At 63.8% G+C, this 17,025-nt stretch carries 16 protein-coding genes; 11 read left to right on the top strand and 5 right to left on the bottom strand.

Features of this window, described 5'->3' with window-relative positions:
* Nucleotides 1-94: 94 nt before the first annotated feature.
* Together carB and carA are read right to left on the bottom strand one after the other, a co-directional pair.
* Nucleotides 95-3,421: a carbamoyl-phosphate synthase large subunit gene (carB, locus tag CHX26_RS10630; protein WP_104942338.1), complete on the bottom strand. Its 3,327-nt coding sequence runs from the start codon at nucleotides 3,419-3,421 to the stop codon at nucleotides 95-97.
* A 227-nt stretch (nucleotides 3,422-3,648) separates the two neighbouring features.
* The gene (gene carA, locus CHX26_RS10625) at nucleotides 3,649-4,914 is read right to left on the bottom strand and encodes a glutamine-hydrolyzing carbamoyl-phosphate synthase small subunit (RefSeq protein WP_104942337.1); all 1,266 of its coding nucleotides are present in this window, start codon (nucleotides 4,912-4,914) and stop codon (nucleotides 3,649-3,651) included.
* A gap of 145 nt (nucleotides 4,915-5,059) precedes the next feature.
* Between carA and CHX26_RS10620 the strand changes: the two genes are divergently transcribed.
* The 11 genes from CHX26_RS10620 (at nucleotide 5,060) to CHX26_RS10570 (ending at nucleotide 14,835) form a co-directional block, all read left to right on the top strand.
* Nucleotides 5,060-5,515: a GatB/YqeY domain-containing protein gene (locus CHX26_RS10620; RefSeq protein WP_104942336.1), complete on the top strand. Its 456-nt coding sequence runs from the start codon at nucleotides 5,060-5,062 to the stop codon at nucleotides 5,513-5,515.
* 100 nt (nucleotides 5,516-5,615) lie between these two features.
* Nucleotides 5,616-5,966 carry a GIY-YIG nuclease family protein gene (locus tag CHX26_RS10615; protein WP_104942335.1) on the top strand — a complete coding sequence of 117 codons (351 nt, stop codon included), beginning with the start codon at nucleotides 5,616-5,618 and terminating at the stop codon, nucleotides 5,964-5,966.
* A gap of 6 nt (nucleotides 5,967-5,972) precedes the next feature.
* A complete protein-coding gene (gene dnaG / locus CHX26_RS10610; protein WP_104942334.1) occupies nucleotides 5,973-7,835 on the top strand; it encodes a DNA primase in 1,863 nt (620 codons plus the stop codon).
* Nucleotides 7,836-7,916: 81 nt separating this feature from the next.
* Nucleotides 7,917-9,947, top strand: a complete 2,031-nt coding sequence (gene rpoD, locus CHX26_RS10605) for an RNA polymerase sigma factor RpoD (RefSeq protein ID WP_104942333.1) — start codon at nucleotides 7,917-7,919, stop codon at nucleotides 9,945-9,947.
* A 109-nt stretch (nucleotides 9,948-10,056) separates the two neighbouring features.
* Nucleotides 10,057-10,536, top strand: coding sequence for a ribose 5-phosphate isomerase B (gene rpiB / locus CHX26_RS10600; protein ID WP_104942332.1), 480 nt, complete (start codon nucleotides 10,057-10,059; stop codon nucleotides 10,534-10,536).
* Nucleotides 10,533-11,855 (top strand): serine hydroxymethyltransferase, encoded by a 1,323-nt coding sequence (gene glyA, locus CHX26_RS10595; RefSeq protein ID WP_269467230.1) that lies wholly within the window; start codon nucleotides 10,533-10,535, stop codon nucleotides 11,853-11,855. The genes rpiB and glyA overlap by 4 nt, the downstream gene beginning before the upstream one ends.
* Before the next feature lie 10 nt (nucleotides 11,856-11,865).
* The gene (locus CHX26_RS10590; protein WP_104942331.1) at nucleotides 11,866-12,084 is read left to right on the top strand and encodes a hypothetical protein; all 219 of its coding nucleotides are present in this window, start codon (nucleotides 11,866-11,868) and stop codon (nucleotides 12,082-12,084) included.
* Between the two features lie 8 nt (nucleotides 12,085-12,092).
* Nucleotides 12,093-12,554 carry a transcriptional regulator NrdR gene (gene nrdR, locus CHX26_RS10585; protein ID WP_104942330.1) on the top strand — a complete coding sequence of 154 codons (462 nt, stop codon included), beginning with the start codon at nucleotides 12,093-12,095 and terminating at the stop codon, nucleotides 12,552-12,554.
* A 7-nt stretch (nucleotides 12,555-12,561) separates the two neighbouring features.
* Nucleotides 12,562-13,308: an RNA methyltransferase gene (locus CHX26_RS10580; protein WP_104942329.1), complete on the top strand. Its 747-nt coding sequence runs from the start codon at nucleotides 12,562-12,564 to the stop codon at nucleotides 13,306-13,308.
* A 166-nt stretch (nucleotides 13,309-13,474) separates the two neighbouring features.
* Nucleotides 13,475-14,089: a 30S ribosomal protein S4 gene (gene rpsD / locus CHX26_RS10575; RefSeq protein ID WP_104942328.1), complete on the top strand. Its 615-nt coding sequence runs from the start codon at nucleotides 13,475-13,477 to the stop codon at nucleotides 14,087-14,089.
* A 104-nt stretch (nucleotides 14,090-14,193) separates the two neighbouring features.
* The gene (locus CHX26_RS10570; protein WP_104942327.1) at nucleotides 14,194-14,835 is read left to right on the top strand and encodes an NAD(P)H-dependent oxidoreductase; all 642 of its coding nucleotides are present in this window, start codon (nucleotides 14,194-14,196) and stop codon (nucleotides 14,833-14,835) included.
* On the opposite strand, the gene CHX26_RS10565 is transcribed toward CHX26_RS10570, so the two are convergent.
* From CHX26_RS10565 to CHX26_RS10555, 3 genes are all read right to left on the bottom strand, one after another.
* Nucleotides 14,825-15,127 carry a chorismate mutase gene (locus CHX26_RS10565; RefSeq protein WP_104942326.1) on the bottom strand — a complete coding sequence of 101 codons (303 nt, stop codon included), beginning with the start codon at nucleotides 15,125-15,127 and terminating at the stop codon, nucleotides 14,825-14,827. The two genes, CHX26_RS10570 and CHX26_RS10565, sit on opposite strands and share 11 nt — an antisense overlap.
* Nucleotides 15,127-16,263: a tRNA guanosine(34) transglycosylase Tgt gene (gene tgt, locus CHX26_RS10560; RefSeq protein ID WP_104942325.1), complete on the bottom strand. Its 1,137-nt coding sequence runs from the start codon at nucleotides 16,261-16,263 to the stop codon at nucleotides 15,127-15,129. The genes CHX26_RS10565 and tgt overlap by 1 nt, the downstream gene beginning before the upstream one ends.
* Nucleotides 16,264-16,375: 112 nt before the next feature.
* Nucleotides 16,376-16,915: an outer membrane protein gene (locus tag CHX26_RS10555; RefSeq protein WP_104942324.1), complete on the bottom strand. Its 540-nt coding sequence runs from the start codon at nucleotides 16,913-16,915 to the stop codon at nucleotides 16,376-16,378.
* Nucleotides 16,916-17,025 lie beyond the last annotated feature (110 nt).

The following is a 17,025-nucleotide window of genomic DNA, read 5'->3' as shown; positions in this document are numbered from 1 at the left end:
TGCCGGCCCAAGGAAAAGAAAGGGTTCAACGCCGACCAAGTGGCACGACGTCAGGCACTTTCGATTTCAGGGGGCAAGGCTCAGAGACTGCAAGTCAGCTTGCATAATAGTCCTGCAAGCTGCGGACTTCAAGCTGGTCGGGCCGGATCGCCGAAATCGCCGCCGCTGCTGCCACCGATGCGGCGGCGGTGGTGTAATACGGCACCCTGCCCGCCAGCGCCGCCTGGCGGATCGACTTGCTGTCCAGCAGCGACTGCCAGCCTTCGGTGGTGTTGAAGATCAGGGCGATGTCCCCGTCGATGATCTTGTCGACGATATGCGGCTGGCCTTCGGCGACCTTGTTGACCCGCTCCACCCTGAGCCCCTGTTCGGCAAGGTAGCTCTGCGTGCCGCCAGTGGCGACGATGGTGAAGCCATGTTCGATCAGGCGCCGCACACCCGGCACGATCGCTGCCTTGTCGGTGTTCTTGACGCTGACGAACACTGTCCCCGATTGCGGCGGCACCATCCCTGCCCCCAGCTGCGACTTGAGGAAGGCCGCCTCGAAGCTTGCATCAATCCCCATGACCTCGCCGGTGGACTTCATTTCGGGCGACAGCACCGGGTCGGCACCGGGGAAACGCGCGAAGGGGAACACGGCCTCTTTCACGGCCATGTAAGGCAGATCGCGCTTGAACGGCTCGAAATTGGCAAGCGGTTCGCCCGCCATGACCCGCGCGGCGATCTTGGCCACGGGTTGCCCGATGGCCTTGGCGACGAAAGGCACGGTGCGGCTGGCGCGCGGGTTGACTTCGATCAGGTAGACCGTGCCATCCTTCACCGCGAACTGGATGTTCATCAATCCTTTGACGCCCAGCGCAAAGGCCAGCGCTTCGGCCTGCCGCTCCATTTCCGCGATGATCTCGGGCGGCAGCGAATAGGGCGGGAGGGTGCAGGCGGAATCGCCCGAATGGACGCCCGCTTCCTCGATATGCTGCATCACGCCGGCGATCCGCACCTCGGTGCCATCGCACAGTGCATCGACGTCGCATTCGATCGCATCGCGCAGATACTGGTCGATCAGCACCGGGCTGTCGCCCGAGACGTTCACGGCGGTCGCAATGTAATTGTCGAGCTGCGCTTCGGAATCGACAATCTCCATCGCCCGGCCGCCCAGCACATAGGACGGGCGCAGCAGCACCGGATAGCCGATCCGCGCGGCCACCGCGGCGGCCTCATCGCGGCTGCGGGCGATGCCATTGTCGGGCTGCTTCAATTTCAGCTGGCTCACCAGCTTGGCAAAGCGTTCGCGGTCTTCGGCAAGGTCGATCGCGTCGGGCGAGGTGCCGAGGATGGGGATCCCCGCATCCTCCAGCGCCTGGGCCAGCTTCAGCGGGGTCTGCCCGCCGAACTGCACGATCACGCCAAGCAATTCGCCCCGCGACTGTTCCACCCGCAGGATTTCCAGCACGTCTTCAGCGGTCAGCGGCTCGAAATAGAGACGGTCGGAGGTGTCGTAATCGGTCGAGACGGTTTCCGGGTTGCAGTTGACCATGATCGTCTCGAAGCCTTGTTCCGCGAGCGCGAAGCAGGCGTGGACGCAGCAATAGTCGAACTCGATCCCCTGCCCGATCCGGTTCGGCCCGCCGCCGAGGATCACGATCTTTTTCCGGTCCGAAGGGGCTGCCTCGCACTCGGGTTCGCCGAAGCTGGGCGCTTCATAGGTCGAATACATGTAGGGCGTGATCGCCTCGAACTCGGCCGCGCAGGAATCGATGCGCTTGAACACCGGGGTGACGCCGAGCTTGTGGCGCAGCGCGCGCACTTCGTCGGCGCTGGTCGCGCCCGCCATGGCCACGAGCGCATCGTGGAGCAGCCCCGAACGCTTGGCCTGCGTCTCGGCCAGGCCGCCCGCAACGCCCACCGAACGCACCGCAAGGGTGGCGAGGCGCTTGTCGGAAAAGCCCATGGCCTTCAGCCGCCTGAGGCCGGCAGCATCGCGCGGCAGGCCATCCTTCTGCACCTCCCGTTCCGCGATGATGATCGCTTCGATATGGCGCAGGAACCATGGGTCGTAGTGAGTGACCGCGGCGATATCCTCGACACTCAGCCCCTCGCGGAAGGCTTGTCCGACTTTCAGCAGCCGGTCGGGCGTGCGGCGCGACAGGGCGGCGTTGATGACATCGCGGGGCTGGCCTTCCAGTTCCGGCACACGGTTGAACCCGTCGAGGCCCGTTTCCAGCCCCCGCAGCGCCTTCTGCATCGATTCCTGGAAATTGCGGCCGATGGCCATGACTTCGCCGACCGATTTCATTGCAGTCGACAGGTCGTTCGCGGCGCCCTTGAACTTCTCGAAGGCGAAGCGCGGGATCTTGGTGACGACGTAATCGATGGTGGGTTCGAAGCTGGCGGGCGTCGCGCCGGTGATCTCGTTGGTCAGCTCGTCGAGCGTGTAGCCGACCGCCAGCTTGGCCGCGACCCGGGCAATCGGGAAGCCCGTCGCCTTGGACGCCAGCGCCGAGGAGCGGCTGACGCGCGGGTTCATCTCGATCACGATCAGGCGGCCATCCTTGGGATTGACCGCGAACTGGACGTTGGAACCGCCCGTCTCCACCCCGATTTCACGCAGGCACGCGATGCTCGCGTTGCGCATGATCTGGTATTCCTTGTCGGTCAGCGTCAGCGCCGGGGCGACGGTGATGCTGTCGCCCGTGTGGACGCCCATCGGATCGACATTCTCGATCGAGCAGACAATGATCGCGTTATCCTTGCGGTCACGCACCACCTCCATCTCGAACTCCTTCCACCCGAGGAGCGATTCCTCGATCAGGACTTCGGTGGTGGGCGAGGCGTCGAGGCCTTCGCGCACGATCTGGTCGAATTCGGCCTTGTTGTAGGCAATCCCGCCACCGGTGCCGCCGAGCGTGAAGGAAGGGCGGATGATGCTCGGCAGGCCCGTGCGCTCAAGAATCTCGCGCGCCTGTTCGAGCGTGTTGGCAACGCCGGAGCGGGCGCTTTCCAGCCCGATCTTGTCCATCGCATCGCGGAACCGCTGGCGGTTCTCGGCCTTGTCGATGGCGTCGGCCTTGGCCCCGATCATCTCGACGCCGTATTCGGCGAGCACGCCCATCTCGTCGAGCTTCAGCGCGCAGTTCAGCGCGGTCTGCCCGCCCATCGTGGGGAGCAGCGCATCGGGGCGTTCCTTGGCGATGATCTTGGCGACGATTTCGGGCGTGATCGGCTCGATATAGGTCGCGTCGGCGAATTCCGGATCGGTCATGATCGTCGCCGGGTTGGAATTGACGAGGATGACGCGGTAGCCCTCCTCCTTCAACGCCTTGATCGCCTGCGTGCCGGAGTAATCGAACTCGCACGCCTGCCCGATGATGATGGGGCCAGCGCCAATGACGAGGATCGAGGAAATGTCGGTTCTTTTGGGCATTAGAAGTGCTTTTCGCCTAGCTTCATCAGTTGGTTAAACGCGCCCTCAGTGAGCCTTAGCGATTGAGAGAGTTTGTTCTGGAATTCTCGATCTTTGGAGCCGTACGTGTCGATCTGGATGAACTTCTCTCCATCCACCTCGATTGCCCTTATCACTCCAGAGCACTCAGTATGGCCAATCCGAGAGTTTTGAGGTTCGACCGAAAACTGTTTTACGACTGCCATTGCTTAGTCTCCCAGCCCCCCCACGAACTTCTCGAACAGGTAGAAGCTATCCTGTGGCCCCGGTGACGCCTCCGGATGATACTGCACCGCGAAGGCCTTCTTGCCCTTGATCGCGATCCCGCAATTCGTCCCGTCGAACAGCGAGACGTGGGTCTGCTCGACGTTCTCCGGCAGGGTTGCGGCGTCCACCGCGAAGCCGTGGTTCATCGAGGTGATCTCGACGAGGCCGGTGGTCTCGCCCCACCCTTCCCCGACGCGCTGGACGGGGTGGTTCGCGCCGCGGTGGCCCTGGTGCATCTTGATCGTCTTCGCCCCCGCCGCCAGCGCGAGCATCTGGTGGCCGAGGCAGATGCCGAACAGCGGCACATCGGCATCGAGCAGCGCCTTGATCACCGGCACGGCATATTCGCCGGTCGCCGCCGGATCGCCCGGGCCGTTGGACAGGAACACGCCGTCGGGCTGCAAGGCCATGATCTCGTCGAACGAGGTCTTCGCCGGCACCACCGTCACCCGCGCCCCGGCCTTCACCAGATTGCGGAAGATGTTGTCCTTCGCGCCGTAATCGATCGCGACCACGTGAGGGAGTTTCCCACCTCCGTTCGTGTCGAGCGTAGTCGAGACACCGCTCTCCGGCCTCTCGACTTCGCTCGAGGCGAACGGAACTGGCTTGGGCCAAGGCGCGCGCCCATAGCCCTTGCCCAACTGCCAAGCACCGCCGTCCCATCGTTCATCAGCGCCGCGCGTCACCCGCACCGCAAGATCCATGCCCTCAAGGCCCGGCCACTCCTGCGCCCGCTTGAGCAGCGCAGGCAGGTCGAACTTGCCGTCCGGCGCATGGGCGATCACCGCATTGGGCGCGCCGGACTGGCGGATGCGGCGGGTGAGCGCGCGGGTGTCGACGCCCGAAAGGCCGATCTTGCCGTTGCGCGCCATCCAGTCGGCGAACCGCTCGATCGAACGGAAGCTCGAAGGCTCGGTCACATCCTCGCGCACGATGCAACCGACTGCGCCTTCCACGCGGCTTTCCACGTCCTCGGCATTGGCGCCGACATTGCCGATGTGCGGGAAGGTGAAGGTGACGATCTGCGCGGCGTAGCTGGGATCGGTCATCACCTCCTGATAGCCGGTCATCGCGGTGTTGAAGCACACCTCGCCCACCGCGCTGCCCACGGCACCGAAGCCGCGCCCCCAGATCACCGTGCCATCAGCCAGAACCAGAACGCCGGTTGCCCCTGAAGGTTGCGCACGAAAAGTTGCGGGGTCGGCCATTGGGGCGCTCCGTTTGCGGGTGTTGCCAGCGATGTTGCTAAGTTTCGTCCGCTAGGGACATGCACCCCGCGCGTCAACCTAGGCTTGGCCCACTATTTGCGTTAGAGGCCCGCCCACGAAACCCATCCACAGGAAATGACCGAAAATGATCCGTGACGATATCAAGGCCGCCACCATCGCCGCGATGAAGGCGGGCGAAAAGGACCGCACCGCCGCGCTCCGCCAGATCAGCGCCAAGATCAAGGACCGCGACATCGAGGAACGCACCGCCGCTTCGCCCGTGAGCGATGATGATGTGCTGGTGACAAGCGTCCTCCAGAAGATGGCCAAGCAGCGCCGCGAATCGATCGAGATGTACGATGCGGGCGGGCGCGTGGAGCTGGCAGCCGTCGAGCGCGCGGAGCTGGCCGTGATCGAGGAATTCCTCCCCCAGATGATGGACGAGGCCGCCACCCGCGCCGCGATCGAAGCGATCAAGGCGGAGCTTGGCGCATCGAGCATGAAGGACATGGGCGCCGTGATGACCGAACTGCGCAATCGCCACGGCGCGGTGCTCGACGGCAAGCTGGCCAGCGGGCTGGTGAAGGCGGCGCTGAGCTAACACCCTCACCTTCCGTTCGTGTCGAGCGAAGTCGAGACACCCCTGGCCGTTCAGTGGTGGCCTCTCGACTTCGCTCGAGGCGAACGCGTATGAGTGTGACATGGCCTTCTGGTGCTACATTCTGCGCTGTTCCGACGGCAAATATTACACCGGACACACGGACAACCTGGAGCTACGCATGGCCGAGCATCAGCACGGCGGCTATTGCGGGTTCACGTCGAAGCGACGCCCCGTCACGCTCATATGGGCGCAGGATTTCCCTTCACGCGTCGAAGCGCTCCAAAGCGAGTTGACCATCAAGAAGTGGTATCGCGCGAAGAAGGAGGCGCTTGCACGGTCGGATTGGCAAGCCCTCTCACACTTCGCCAAGCCGCCCGCCGAACGATCCACAGGCACTCCACGACTAGATGTCTCGACTTCGCTCGACACGAACGGAGATGGGGGGCAGTAAAGGCCTATGGCCATCACCCCGCAATGGAAGGACGAACTGCGTGCGCGGATCACGCTGTCTTCGCTCGTCCAGCGGTCGGTCAAGCTGACCCGCGCGGGGCGCGAGTGGAAGGGGTGCTGCCCGTTCCATGAGGAAAAGACGCCGAGTTTCTACGTCAACGACCAAAAGCAGTTCTACCACTGCTTCGGCTGCGGCGCGCATGGCGATGCGATTTCGTGGATGGTGGACCAACAAGGCCTGCAATTCATGGACGCCATCAAGGAGCTGGCGGGCATGGCCGGGATGGAGGTTCCCGCGCCCGATCCGGTGCAGGCAAAGAAGGCCGAACAGCGGGCCAGCCTGATCGACGTGACCGAGGCAGCGCAGCGGTTCTTTGTGGACGCTCTCGGCGGCCCGTCGGGCGGAGCGGCGCGCGAATACCTGACGCGGCGCGGCTTCTCAGCGCAGATCATGGCGGAATTCGGCTTCGGCTGGGCGCCCGATGACCGGCAGGCGCTGCCACGCGCGCTTTCGCAATTCGGCGAGGAGATGCTCGAAGGCGCAGGGATGCGCGCCCACAATGAACAGGGCGAACGTTACGACCGCTTCCGCGGGCGGGTGATGCTGCCGATCCAGGACGCGCGCGGGCGGGTAATCGCTTTCGGAGGGCGCATCCTCGACAAGCGTGAGGGGGTGGCGAAATATCTGAATTCGCCCGACACCGAACTCTTCGATAAGGGCCGCACACTCTACAACCTCCACCGCGCCGCGCCTGCCGCGCGCCAGTCTGGCCGCGTGGTGGTGGTTGAAGGCTATATGGACGTGATCGCGCTCGCCAACGCGGGGATTGCCGATGCGGTCGCCCCGCTCGGCACGGCGCTCACCGAGATGCAGCTCGAACTGCTGTGGCGCATGGTCGAGGTGCCGGTCTTGTGCTTCGACGGCGATGCGGCAGGCCAGCGGGCGGCGATGCGGGCGATTGCGCGGGCGCTGCCGCTGCTCGCCCCGATGCGCTCGCTTTCGATTGTGCGCCTGCCCGCCGGGCTCGATCCCGATGATCTGATCAAGGCGCAGGGCAAGAGCGCGATGGAGAAACTCCTTGCCTCGCCTGCCACCCTCATCGACACGCTGTGGGAATTCGAACGCGATGCCCAGCCCCTCACCACCCCGGAGGCCAAGGCGGGATTGAAGGCGCGGCTGATGGCCCATGTCGAGACCATCGCCGACCCGGAAGTCAAGAGCCTCTACCGCCGCGAGCTGTCCGACCGCTTCTCCGCCTTCGCCTATCCCCCGCGCCCGCAGCGCCCGCTAACGAGCCAGCGCGGCGCGCCCTTCACGCGAGGTCGCAGCGGGCAGGTTCAGCCGCAGGGGCTCAGCGAAGGGGCCCGCGCGCAGCTTTCAGGGTTCAGGCCAGGCGCCCAGCGGCAAGGGTTGTTGCAGGCGGTGATTGCCGGGTTTGCCCGTTTTCCGCAGGCCATTGCGCGCCACACTGAAGCCCTCTCCGCCCTGGCGCGAGCCACCCCTGATGCGGCCCCGATGATCGAATCGCTGTTCGAACTTGCAGAAATGCTTGATTCGCAGCCGCCAACCGCCATATGCAGCGAGCAAGGCCAACCCGTCCCGTCGGCAGATATCCGATACGCCTTTCTTGATGAAGGCACCGATCCCGACGCTGCGTGCGAGGAACTGGCTGAAGCTGTGTCGCTGCTGGTCGAACGGCCAGCGCTGGAGGCTGCGCTTGCGGCCACCATTGCGCGTTTCGATAGCGATCCGGAAGGATCGTTTGCCGAACAGACGCGTCTGCGCGCGCAGCTCATGGCAGTCGAAGAACGCCTGAAAGCTTTCGGGCGCCGCAAGGCGGCCGCCGCCACGGGTGAAGACGCCGCCTGAGCGGCGGAGATGGGATTAACGGGTGGCCTGCTGCGGTGCGCAATGCGGCAGGCGACCCCTGAAACGGATTGACGAGAATTTATGGCCGAGAAGGAAGATGCCCCGCTGATCGACCTCAATGAGGCTTCGATCAAGAAGCTGATCAGCAAGGCGAAAAAGCGCGGCTATGTCACCTACGACGAGCTGAACGAGGCCCTGCCCTCCGGCGAGATGAGCCCCGACCAGATCGAAGACATCCAGACTGCCCTGTCCGAAATGGGCGTGCAGATCGTCGAAAGCGACGAGGAGGCCGAGGCCGAGGCGGAGGGCGAGGAATCGGAAGCCGAGGAGCTTGGCTCCGACGATGACGATGACGAGGATGATGACGGCGAAAAGAAGGGGCCCGCCAAGGATGCCCGCGCCGGCAACAAGAAGCTCGCCACGGGTGAGCGGACCGATGATCCGGTGCGCATGTACCTGCGCGAGATGGGCGCTGTCGAACTGCTTAGCCGCGAGGGCGAAATCGCCATCGCCAAGCGGATCGAGGCCGGGCGCGACATGATGATCATGGGGCTGTGCGAAAGCCCGATCACCTTCCACGCCATCATCCAGTGGTCCGAAGCGCTCAACAATGGCGACATGCAGCTGCGCGAGATCCTCGATCTGGATGCGATGCTCTCCAAGGAACCGCCGGCCGAGAAAATGGCCGAAGGCGCCGAGGATGACGACGACGACGAAATCTCCGAAGCCACCGCCGGGCCGACCATCCGCGAGGATGACGAGGTCGAGGAAGAGCCCGAAGAAAATGACGAGGACGAGGACGGCGAGCCCCGCGCCAAGCGCGAAGAGGACGAGGAAGAGGACAACACCCTTTCCCTTGCCCAGATGGAAGCCGCGCTGAAGCCCGAGGCGCTCGAACGTTTCGCGCGCATTACCACGCTGTTCAATGCCTTTGAAAAGCTTCAGGCCGAACGGGTCGAAACCCTTGCGGCGGGCAATGATTTCCCGGCTGCCAAGGAAAAGAAGTACGAATCGCTCAGTGAAGAACTCACCGCCGAAGTCGAAAGCGTGCAGTTCCACGCGACCAAGATCGAATTTCTGGTCGACAATCTCTACGCGTTCAACCGCCGGCTGACGACGCTGGGCGGTCAGATGCTGCGTCTGGCCGAGCGTCACAAGATCAAGCGCGTCGATTTCCTCGGGGCCTATGTCGGCAACGAAATGGATGACGCCTGGATCAAGGAGCGCGCGAAGAAGGACAAGAAGTGGGCCGCCTTCCTCGAACGCGAGGAAGACGCGATCGAGCGCATCCGCGCCGAAATCGCCGATATTGCCGCACAGACCGGCATGAGCCTCAACGAGTTCCGCCGCATCGTGAACATGGTGCAGAAGGGCGAGCGCGAGGCACGCATTGCCAAGAAGGAAATGGTCGAGGCAAACCTGCGTCTGGTGATTTCGATTGCCAAGAAATACACCAACCGCGGGTTGCAATTCCTTGATCTCATTCAGGAAGGTAACATCGGCCTGATGAAGGCGGTCGACAAGTTCGAATATCGCCGCGGTTACAAGTTCAGCACCTATGCGACATGGTGGATACGGCAGGCGATCACGCGTTCAATCGCCGATCAGGCGCGCACCATCCGCATTCCGGTGCACATGATCGAGACGATCAACAAACTGGTGCGCACCTCGCGCCAGTTCCTCCATGAAGAAGGCCGCGAGCCGACGCCGGAGGAAATGGCCGCGCGGCTTTCGATGCCGCTCGAAAAGGTGCGCAAGGTGATGAAGATCGCCAAGGAGCCGATCAGCCTCGAAACCCCCATCGGGGACGAGGAAGACAGCCACCTCGGCGATTTCATCGAAGACAAGAACGCGATCATCCCCGTGGACGCGGCGATCCAGGCAAACCTCAAGGAAACCGTGACCCGCGTGCTGGCTTCGCTGACTCCCCGCGAGGAGCGCGTGCTCCGGATGCGCTTCGGGATCGGGATGAACACCGATCACACGCTGGAAGAGGTGGGCCAGCAGTTCTCGGTGACGCGCGAGCGTATCCGGCAGATCGAAGCCAAGGCGCTGCGGAAGCTCAAGCATCCCTCACGCAGCCGCAAGATGCGGTCGTTCCTCGATCAGTAAGTGTCGAAAGACCCCGCTTCGGCGGGGTTTTTCACGCGCCATCTGCCTGCGGTCGAAAAGCCTGCGCGAAGGGGTGGAGAATCTCTCCCCCAGCGCGTATGGGGCTGCCATGCGCATTGCCATCTCCTCCGACCACGCCGCCGTGGAATTGAAAGCCGAACTTGCCGAATGGCTGGTTGAAGAAGGCCATGAGGTCGCCGATCTCGGGCCGGAACCCGGCCAGAGCGTCGACTACCCCGATTACGGCTACCGCCTCGCCGAGATCATCGCCGAAGGCACGGTCGAATACGGGATCGCGCTGTGCGGCTCGGGCATCGGCATCTCGATCAGCGTCAACCGTCACCCTGATGTGCGCTGCGCTTTGGTCTCCGAACCGCTCTCTGCCGCCCTCGCCCGCGAACATAATGATGCCAATTGCATCGCAATGGGCGCGCGGCTCGTAGGGATTGAGATGGCCAAGTCCTGCATCGCCACTTTCCTTGACACCGAATTCGCCGATGCCGGTGACCCCGCCGGGCGTCACCAGCGCCGGGTCGGCAAGCTTGGCCAGCCCCCGTTCTTCCCCGATCATATCGAGACCCATCAATGAGCACCGCCCCGATTGACTTCGCCGCCCGCGCCGGTTCCCCCATGGACGGGTTCTGGCACGATGACCTTGCCCACGCCGACCCCGAAATCGCGGCGGCCATCGCCAAGGAACTCGCTCGCCAGCGCGACAAGATCGAGCTGATCGCGTCCGAAAACATCGCCTCGCGCGCAGTGCTGGAAGCCGCCGGCAGCGTGTTCACCAACAAGTATGCCGAGGGCTATCCGGGCAAGCGCTACTATGGCGGCTGCGACTATGCCGACGTGGTCGAGACGCTTGCCATCGAGCGCGCCAAGCAGCTGTTCGGGTGCAACTTTGCCAATGTGCAGCCCAACTCTGGCTCGCAGATGAATCAGGCGGTGTTCCTCGCCCTGCTGAACCCGGGCGACACCTTCATGGGGCTGGATCTGAACTCCGGCGGTCATCTCACGCACGGCTCGCCCGTGAACATGAGCGGCAAGTGGTTCAACGTGGTCTCCTACGGCGTGTCGCGCGAAACTGAGACCATCGACATGGAAGAAGTCGCGACCAAGGCGCGCGAGCACAAGCCCAAGATTATTATCTGCGGCGGCACCGCCTATTCGCGCACCTGGGATTTCCCCGCCTTCCGCGCCATCGCCGATGAAGTGGGCGCGGTGCTGCTGTGCGACATGAGTCACATCTCCGGCCTCGTCGCGGGCGGCGCGCACCCCTCGCCCTTCCCGCATTGCGACATCGTCACCTCGACCACGCACAAGAGCTTGCGCGGTCCGCGTTCGGGCATCATCCTGTGGAATGACGAAAAGTATACCAAGCCGCTCAACATGGCGGTGTTCCCCGGCCTGCAGGGCGGCCCGCTGATGCACATCGTCGCGGCCAAGGCGGTGGCGTTCAAGGAAGCGCTTGATCCCTCTTTCCGCGATTACGCGCATCGCATCGTCGAAAACGCCCGTGCGCTGGCGGCGAGCCTTGAGGAAAACGGACTGCGGATCGTTTCGGGCGGCACGGACAACCACTCGATGCTGGTCGACCTGACGAGCAAGGACGTGACCGGCAAGGACGCCGAGAAGGGCCTCGATCGCGCCTTCCTCACTTGCAACAAGAACGGCATCCCCTACGACACCCGTTCGCCCTTCGTGACCAGCGGCATCCGCCTCGGCACGCCGGCCGGCACCACCCGCGGCTTCGGCCCGGAGGAGTTCCGCACGGTTGGCAAGCTCATCGCCGAAGTGGTTGAAGGTCTGTCGAAAAATGGCCCCGAGGGCGATGCACAGATCGAGGAAAGCGTGCGTGCGCGGGTGTCCGAACTGTGCGCGGCCTTCCCGGTCTATCCGGGCATGTAAGGCAGCCATCATGAGCGATCAGGGCCCCCGCCAGACCCCCGAATGGGTTGAGGATGTGACAGTCGAGGTCACCGGCATGGCAAGGGAAGGTTTGAACCACCCTTCGACCAAGCCGGTGCTGATCGGCACCGGAATCGGCGCGCTCGCCGGGGCGCTCATCGTCGGTGGCCCGATCCTTGGCGGTCTCGTCGGAGCGAGCTTCGCGCTGTATCAGAGGATCAGAAAGTAACCCCCTTAATGCGCTGCCCCTTCTGCGCCCATGATGATTCTCAGGTGAAGGATAGCCGCCCGACCGAGGATGGCACCTCGATCCGGCGACGGCGCCAGTGTTCGTCCTGCGGGGCGCGGTTCACCACCTTTGAACGCGTCCAACTGCGTGAGGTCGTGGTGGTGAAGTCCGGGGACCGGCGTGAGCCGTTCGAGCGCTCCAAGCTTGAACAGTCGGTCGCTCTCGCCTGTCGCAAGCGGGAAATCGAACAGGAGCGGCTCGACCAGCTGATTTCCGGGATCCAGCGGCAGGTTGAAACCTCGGGCGAGGCCGAAGTCGCATCCTCCCATATCGGCGAGCTGGTGATGGAAGGGCTCAGGCAGATCGACTCGGTCGCCTATATTCGCTTCGCCTCGGTGTATCGCGATTTCTCCGAAGCGCGCGACTTCGAAGAATTTGCCAGCACTGTCCAGCAAGCCGCGAAAGAATAATACTTAAATGTCTGATCTCAACAGACCTGTGATTGTGCTGGTGCGCCCGCAGCTGGGGGAGAATATCGGCAAGGCGGCGCGCGCGATGCTCAACTTCGGGCTGACCGAAATGCGGCTTGTGGCGCCGCGCGATGGTTGGCCCAACCCCTCGGCAGGGCCAGCGGCGGCAGGCGCGGACATTGTGCTGGAACAGGCCAGGGTGTTCGAGACCACCGCCGAAGCGGTCGCCGACTGCGCTCATGTCCATGCCACCACGGTCAGAAAGCGCGGCGTGACCAAGCCGGTGATCGGTGCTGACGAGGCGGGGCGGCAAGTCCACACCCTGCCCGGTCGCCACGCGATCATCTTCGGGCCGGAGCGTTCCGGGCTCGAAACCGAGGATGTGGCTCTGGCCCGCAACATCCTGACAATCCCGATCAATCCCGAGTTCGGCTCGCTCAATCTGGCGCAGGCGGTCATCCTGGTCGCCTATGAATGGTCGCGCATGGGACGCGAGATCGCCGATGCAGGTGGTTCGCTGGTGCAGCCGACGCTGGAGGACACCCTGCCCCCTGCCCCGCAGGAAGAACTTGAGGCGATGATCGCCCATTTCGAAAGACTGCTGGAACCGCGTGACTATTTCTTTCCGGAAAGCCGCGCCGAAGCGTCACGGCGCACCTTGCGCACATTGCTGACCAAACCGGGCTGGAACCACCTTGAGGTGCGCACGCTGCGCGGCATTCTCAGTACGCTGGAGCGCGAGCGGCGCGACTAGGCCATCCATGCTTGACTTCGCGCCCAGTCCTGCTAGGCGCGCGCCTTCGCAAATGGGCTCCGCACCCCGGTGAAGCGGCGGCCGCATCAGGACACACGTCCCGATGGAGCGATGCCGGGTTGAAGGCGACCAATGGGGTCGCTCAGCAATTTGAAGGATACGACTTATGTCGAAGCGCAAGAGCGCCAAGCACAAGCTTGATCGCCGTATGGGCGAGAACATCTGGGGCCGTCCCAATTCCCCGGTGAACAAGCGTTCCTACGGCCCCGGCCAACACGGTCAGCGCCGCAAGGGCAAGATGAGCGATTATGGCCTGCAGCTGCGCGCCAAGCAGAAGCTCAAGGGCTATTACGGCGACGTCACCGAAAAGCAGTTCAAGCGCAACTACCTTGAAGCCTCGCGCATGAAGGGCGACACGAGCCAGAACCTCATCGGCCTGCTCGAACAGCGTCTGGACATGGTCGTTTACCGCGCCAAGTTCGCGCCGACGATCTTCGCGGCTCGTCAGCTCGTCAGCCACGGCCACATCTATGTCAACGGCCAGAAGTGCAACATCGCCTCGCGCCGCGTCATGGTGGGCGATGTCGTCAGCCTGGGTGCCAAGGCCAAGGAAATGGCGCTGGTGATCGAAGCGCAGGGCCTCGCCGAGCGCGACATTCCCGATTACGTCATGCCCGACGGCAACGACAAGGTGACCTTCACCCGCGTGCCGAAGCTTGACGAAGTCCCCTACCCGGTGACGATGGAACCGAACCTGGTGGTGGAATTCTACTCGCGCTGATCCGGTTTCTCCGCTGAACAGCCAAGCAAGAGGGCGATCCTGCGGGGTCGCCCTTTTCTTTTGCCTTGCGCGCTGCAATTCTGGCCCAAACGGGAGCGATTGCGATGAAGGTGCTGCTGCTTGATGGCCATCCCGATGAAGGTCGGCTGACCACGCATCTGCTTGATGTCTACGCCGGCACTCTGCCCGCGACAGCGCAGGTGACGCGGGTGGCGGTGCGCGATCTCGCCTTTTCGCCGGTGCTGCGTCATGGCTACAAGCAGCGCACGGCCTGGGAACCCGATATCCAGCGTCTCGCCGAATTGCTCGACGCCTGCGATCATCTCGTGGTCGCCTTCCCGATGTGGTGGGGCGCGGAGCCCGCGGCGCTCAAGGGTTTGGTCGACCGCCTGTTCCTGCCCAAATTCACCTTCGCCTACCATGTCGGCGATCCGTGGTGGGACAAGCTGATGCAGGGCCGTTCAGCCGATCTGATCGCGACGATGGACACCCCGCCCTTCGTGCTCAGGTGGTATTACGGCAACCCGCTGATCCGGCGCTGGAAGGGACAGATCCTCGGCTTTTGCGGCTTTGCGCCAGTGCGCACAATATCGCTCGGCCCGGTGGGCGAGAACACCCCGCCGCGCAATCTTGCGAAGTGGGAAGCGCGGGTGGCGAAGCTGGCGCGGACAGTGCGGCAGAAAGCGCCAGAAAAGAAGCAGGCGCGGCTTGCCGCCTTTCTTGGGCAGGACGCGGTTAATCCCTGATCCGGTCCCACTCGGTGAATTCATAGGCGATGGAGCCTTCGACGAGGCGCTCCCAGATGTCCGCAATGACATCGGCGGGCAGGCCCTGCCCCTCGGCCTCGGCGACGGCAGCGGCGATCACACTGGCCTTGCGGGCTTCGTCGCGTACCGCATCGCGGCTTGACTTGATCCGGGCTGCTGCGCGCATGTAGCCGAAGCGCTTCGCCAGCAGCGCCACCAGTTCGCGATCGAGCGCATCGACGCCCTCGCGCACCTCGACCATGGTCTGACAGTCTTCAGGCAGTTTGGGCATCAATCGGAACTTCCAAGGTAATCGCGCCGAAACGTGGCGGCAAAATCGGCAAATGTGCCTGCCGCAATGGCAGTCCGCATCCCTTGCATCAAGGCCTGATAGAAGCTGAGATTGTGTTCGGTCACCAGCATCGCGCCGAGCATTTCGCCCGACTTCACGAGGTGGTGGATGTAGGCGCGGGAATAGGTGGTGCAGACCGGGCAGGTGCAGCGTTCGTCCAGCGGGCCAGTGTCCTCGGCAAAGCGGGCGTTCCTGAGGTTCAGCGGCCCGTTCCAGGTGAAGGCCTGTCCGTTTCGGCCTGACCGGGTCGGCAGCACGCAATCGAACATGTCGATCCCGCGTTCCACCGCGCCGACCAGATCGTCAGGCTTGCCCACGCCCATCAGATAGCGCGGTCGATCTGCCGGGAGCATGTCAGGGGCATAATCGAGCACGCCGAACATCGCCTCCTGCCCCTCGCCCACGGCAAGGCCTCCGACCGCATAGCCATCGAAGCCCACGTCGACCAGCTTGTCGGCGCTGATCCGCCTGAGGTCTTCGTGCAGCGCGCCCTGCTGGATACCGAACAGGGCGGCGCGGGCGGCGTGTTCCTCACCCGCATCAAAGCCCTCGCGGCTGCGTCTTGCCCAGCGCATCGAGAGTTCCATGCTCGCGGCGATCTCGTCGCGCGGACGGTCGGCGCGGGGGCATTCGTCGAAGGCCATGACAATGTCGGAGCCGAGCAGGCGCTGGATTTCCATCGAGCGTTCGGGGGTCAGCATGTGCTTCGACCCGTCGAGATGGCTGCGGAATTCGACTCCCTGTTCGGTCAGCTTGCGCAGTTCGGACAGGCTCATGACCTGATAGCCACCGCTGTCGGTCAGGATCGGGCGCTGCCAGTTCATGAAGCGGTGCAAGCCGCCAAGCCGCGCGACGCGCTCGGCGCCGGGGCGCAGCATCAGGTGATAGGTGTTGCCGAGGATGATGTCGGCCCCCGTCTGGCGCACCGCCTCGGGCTTCATGGCCTTGACCGTCGCCGCCGTGCCGACCGGCATGAAAGCAGGCGTGCGGATTTCGCCGCGCTGCATCTGGATCGTGCCGGTGCGCGCCTTGCCGTCGGTCGCATGAAGGGTGAAGGCAAATCGGGGAGAGGTCATGTCGTCCGCGCCCCTAGCGCCCCGGCGACGCCCTGTCACGCAGATGCAAGAAGGGGCAGGGAACCGTGCCTCGCGTCCCCTGCCCCTTGCGATATCAGCCTGAACGGATGGCTCAGAACTTGTAGAGCACGCCTACCGTGGCGCGGGTCGAATCGAAGGCGATGGTGTCGATCCCGGCGCGGAAGGCAATCGGGCTGTCGCCAAGACCGAATTCGACGCCGGCACCCACGAGGTAATCACCCGCAGTGGTATCGAAGCCCGGCGGCGGGTTCACACCGACGAGGTTGAACACGTCGATATCGACTTCCTGATAGCCACCGCGCACGAACACCTTGGCATTGTCGCCGACGCGCGCGCCAAGGCGGGCCGCAATGCCGTATTCATTGTCGATCGCACCGTCACCGAAGTGGAAATTGCCCTCGGCCCCGATGAAGACGGTATTGCCGACGGGAATGTCGACCCCGGCGACGACGCCGTAGATGCCGCCATCATCGTCCGGAATGCCGCTGCCCAGATCGTGGATACCGGCCGATGCGCCGATGAAGAATTCAGGCTGGTTGTCATTGGTCTGCGCCTGTGCGGCAGCCGGGAGAGCGATCGCGGCCATCGCTGCGCCGAGAACTGCGGGCGTGGTGAATGCGATTTTCCTCATGCGTGTATGTCCTTTTCTTGACCTGCCGCAAAAGTTGCGGCGGTGGCCAAGCAGTTAGGAATCCGACGCTTTCTGCGCAATGAATGAACGGACAAGTTGCCGTTCATGTC

This window comes from Porphyrobacter sp. HT-58-2 (assembly GCF_002952215.1).
In the GTDB taxonomy this organism is placed as follows: Bacteria; Pseudomonadota; Alphaproteobacteria; order Sphingomonadales; family Sphingomonadaceae; genus Erythrobacter.
This window is presented reverse-complemented; position numbering and strand designations above follow the sequence as displayed.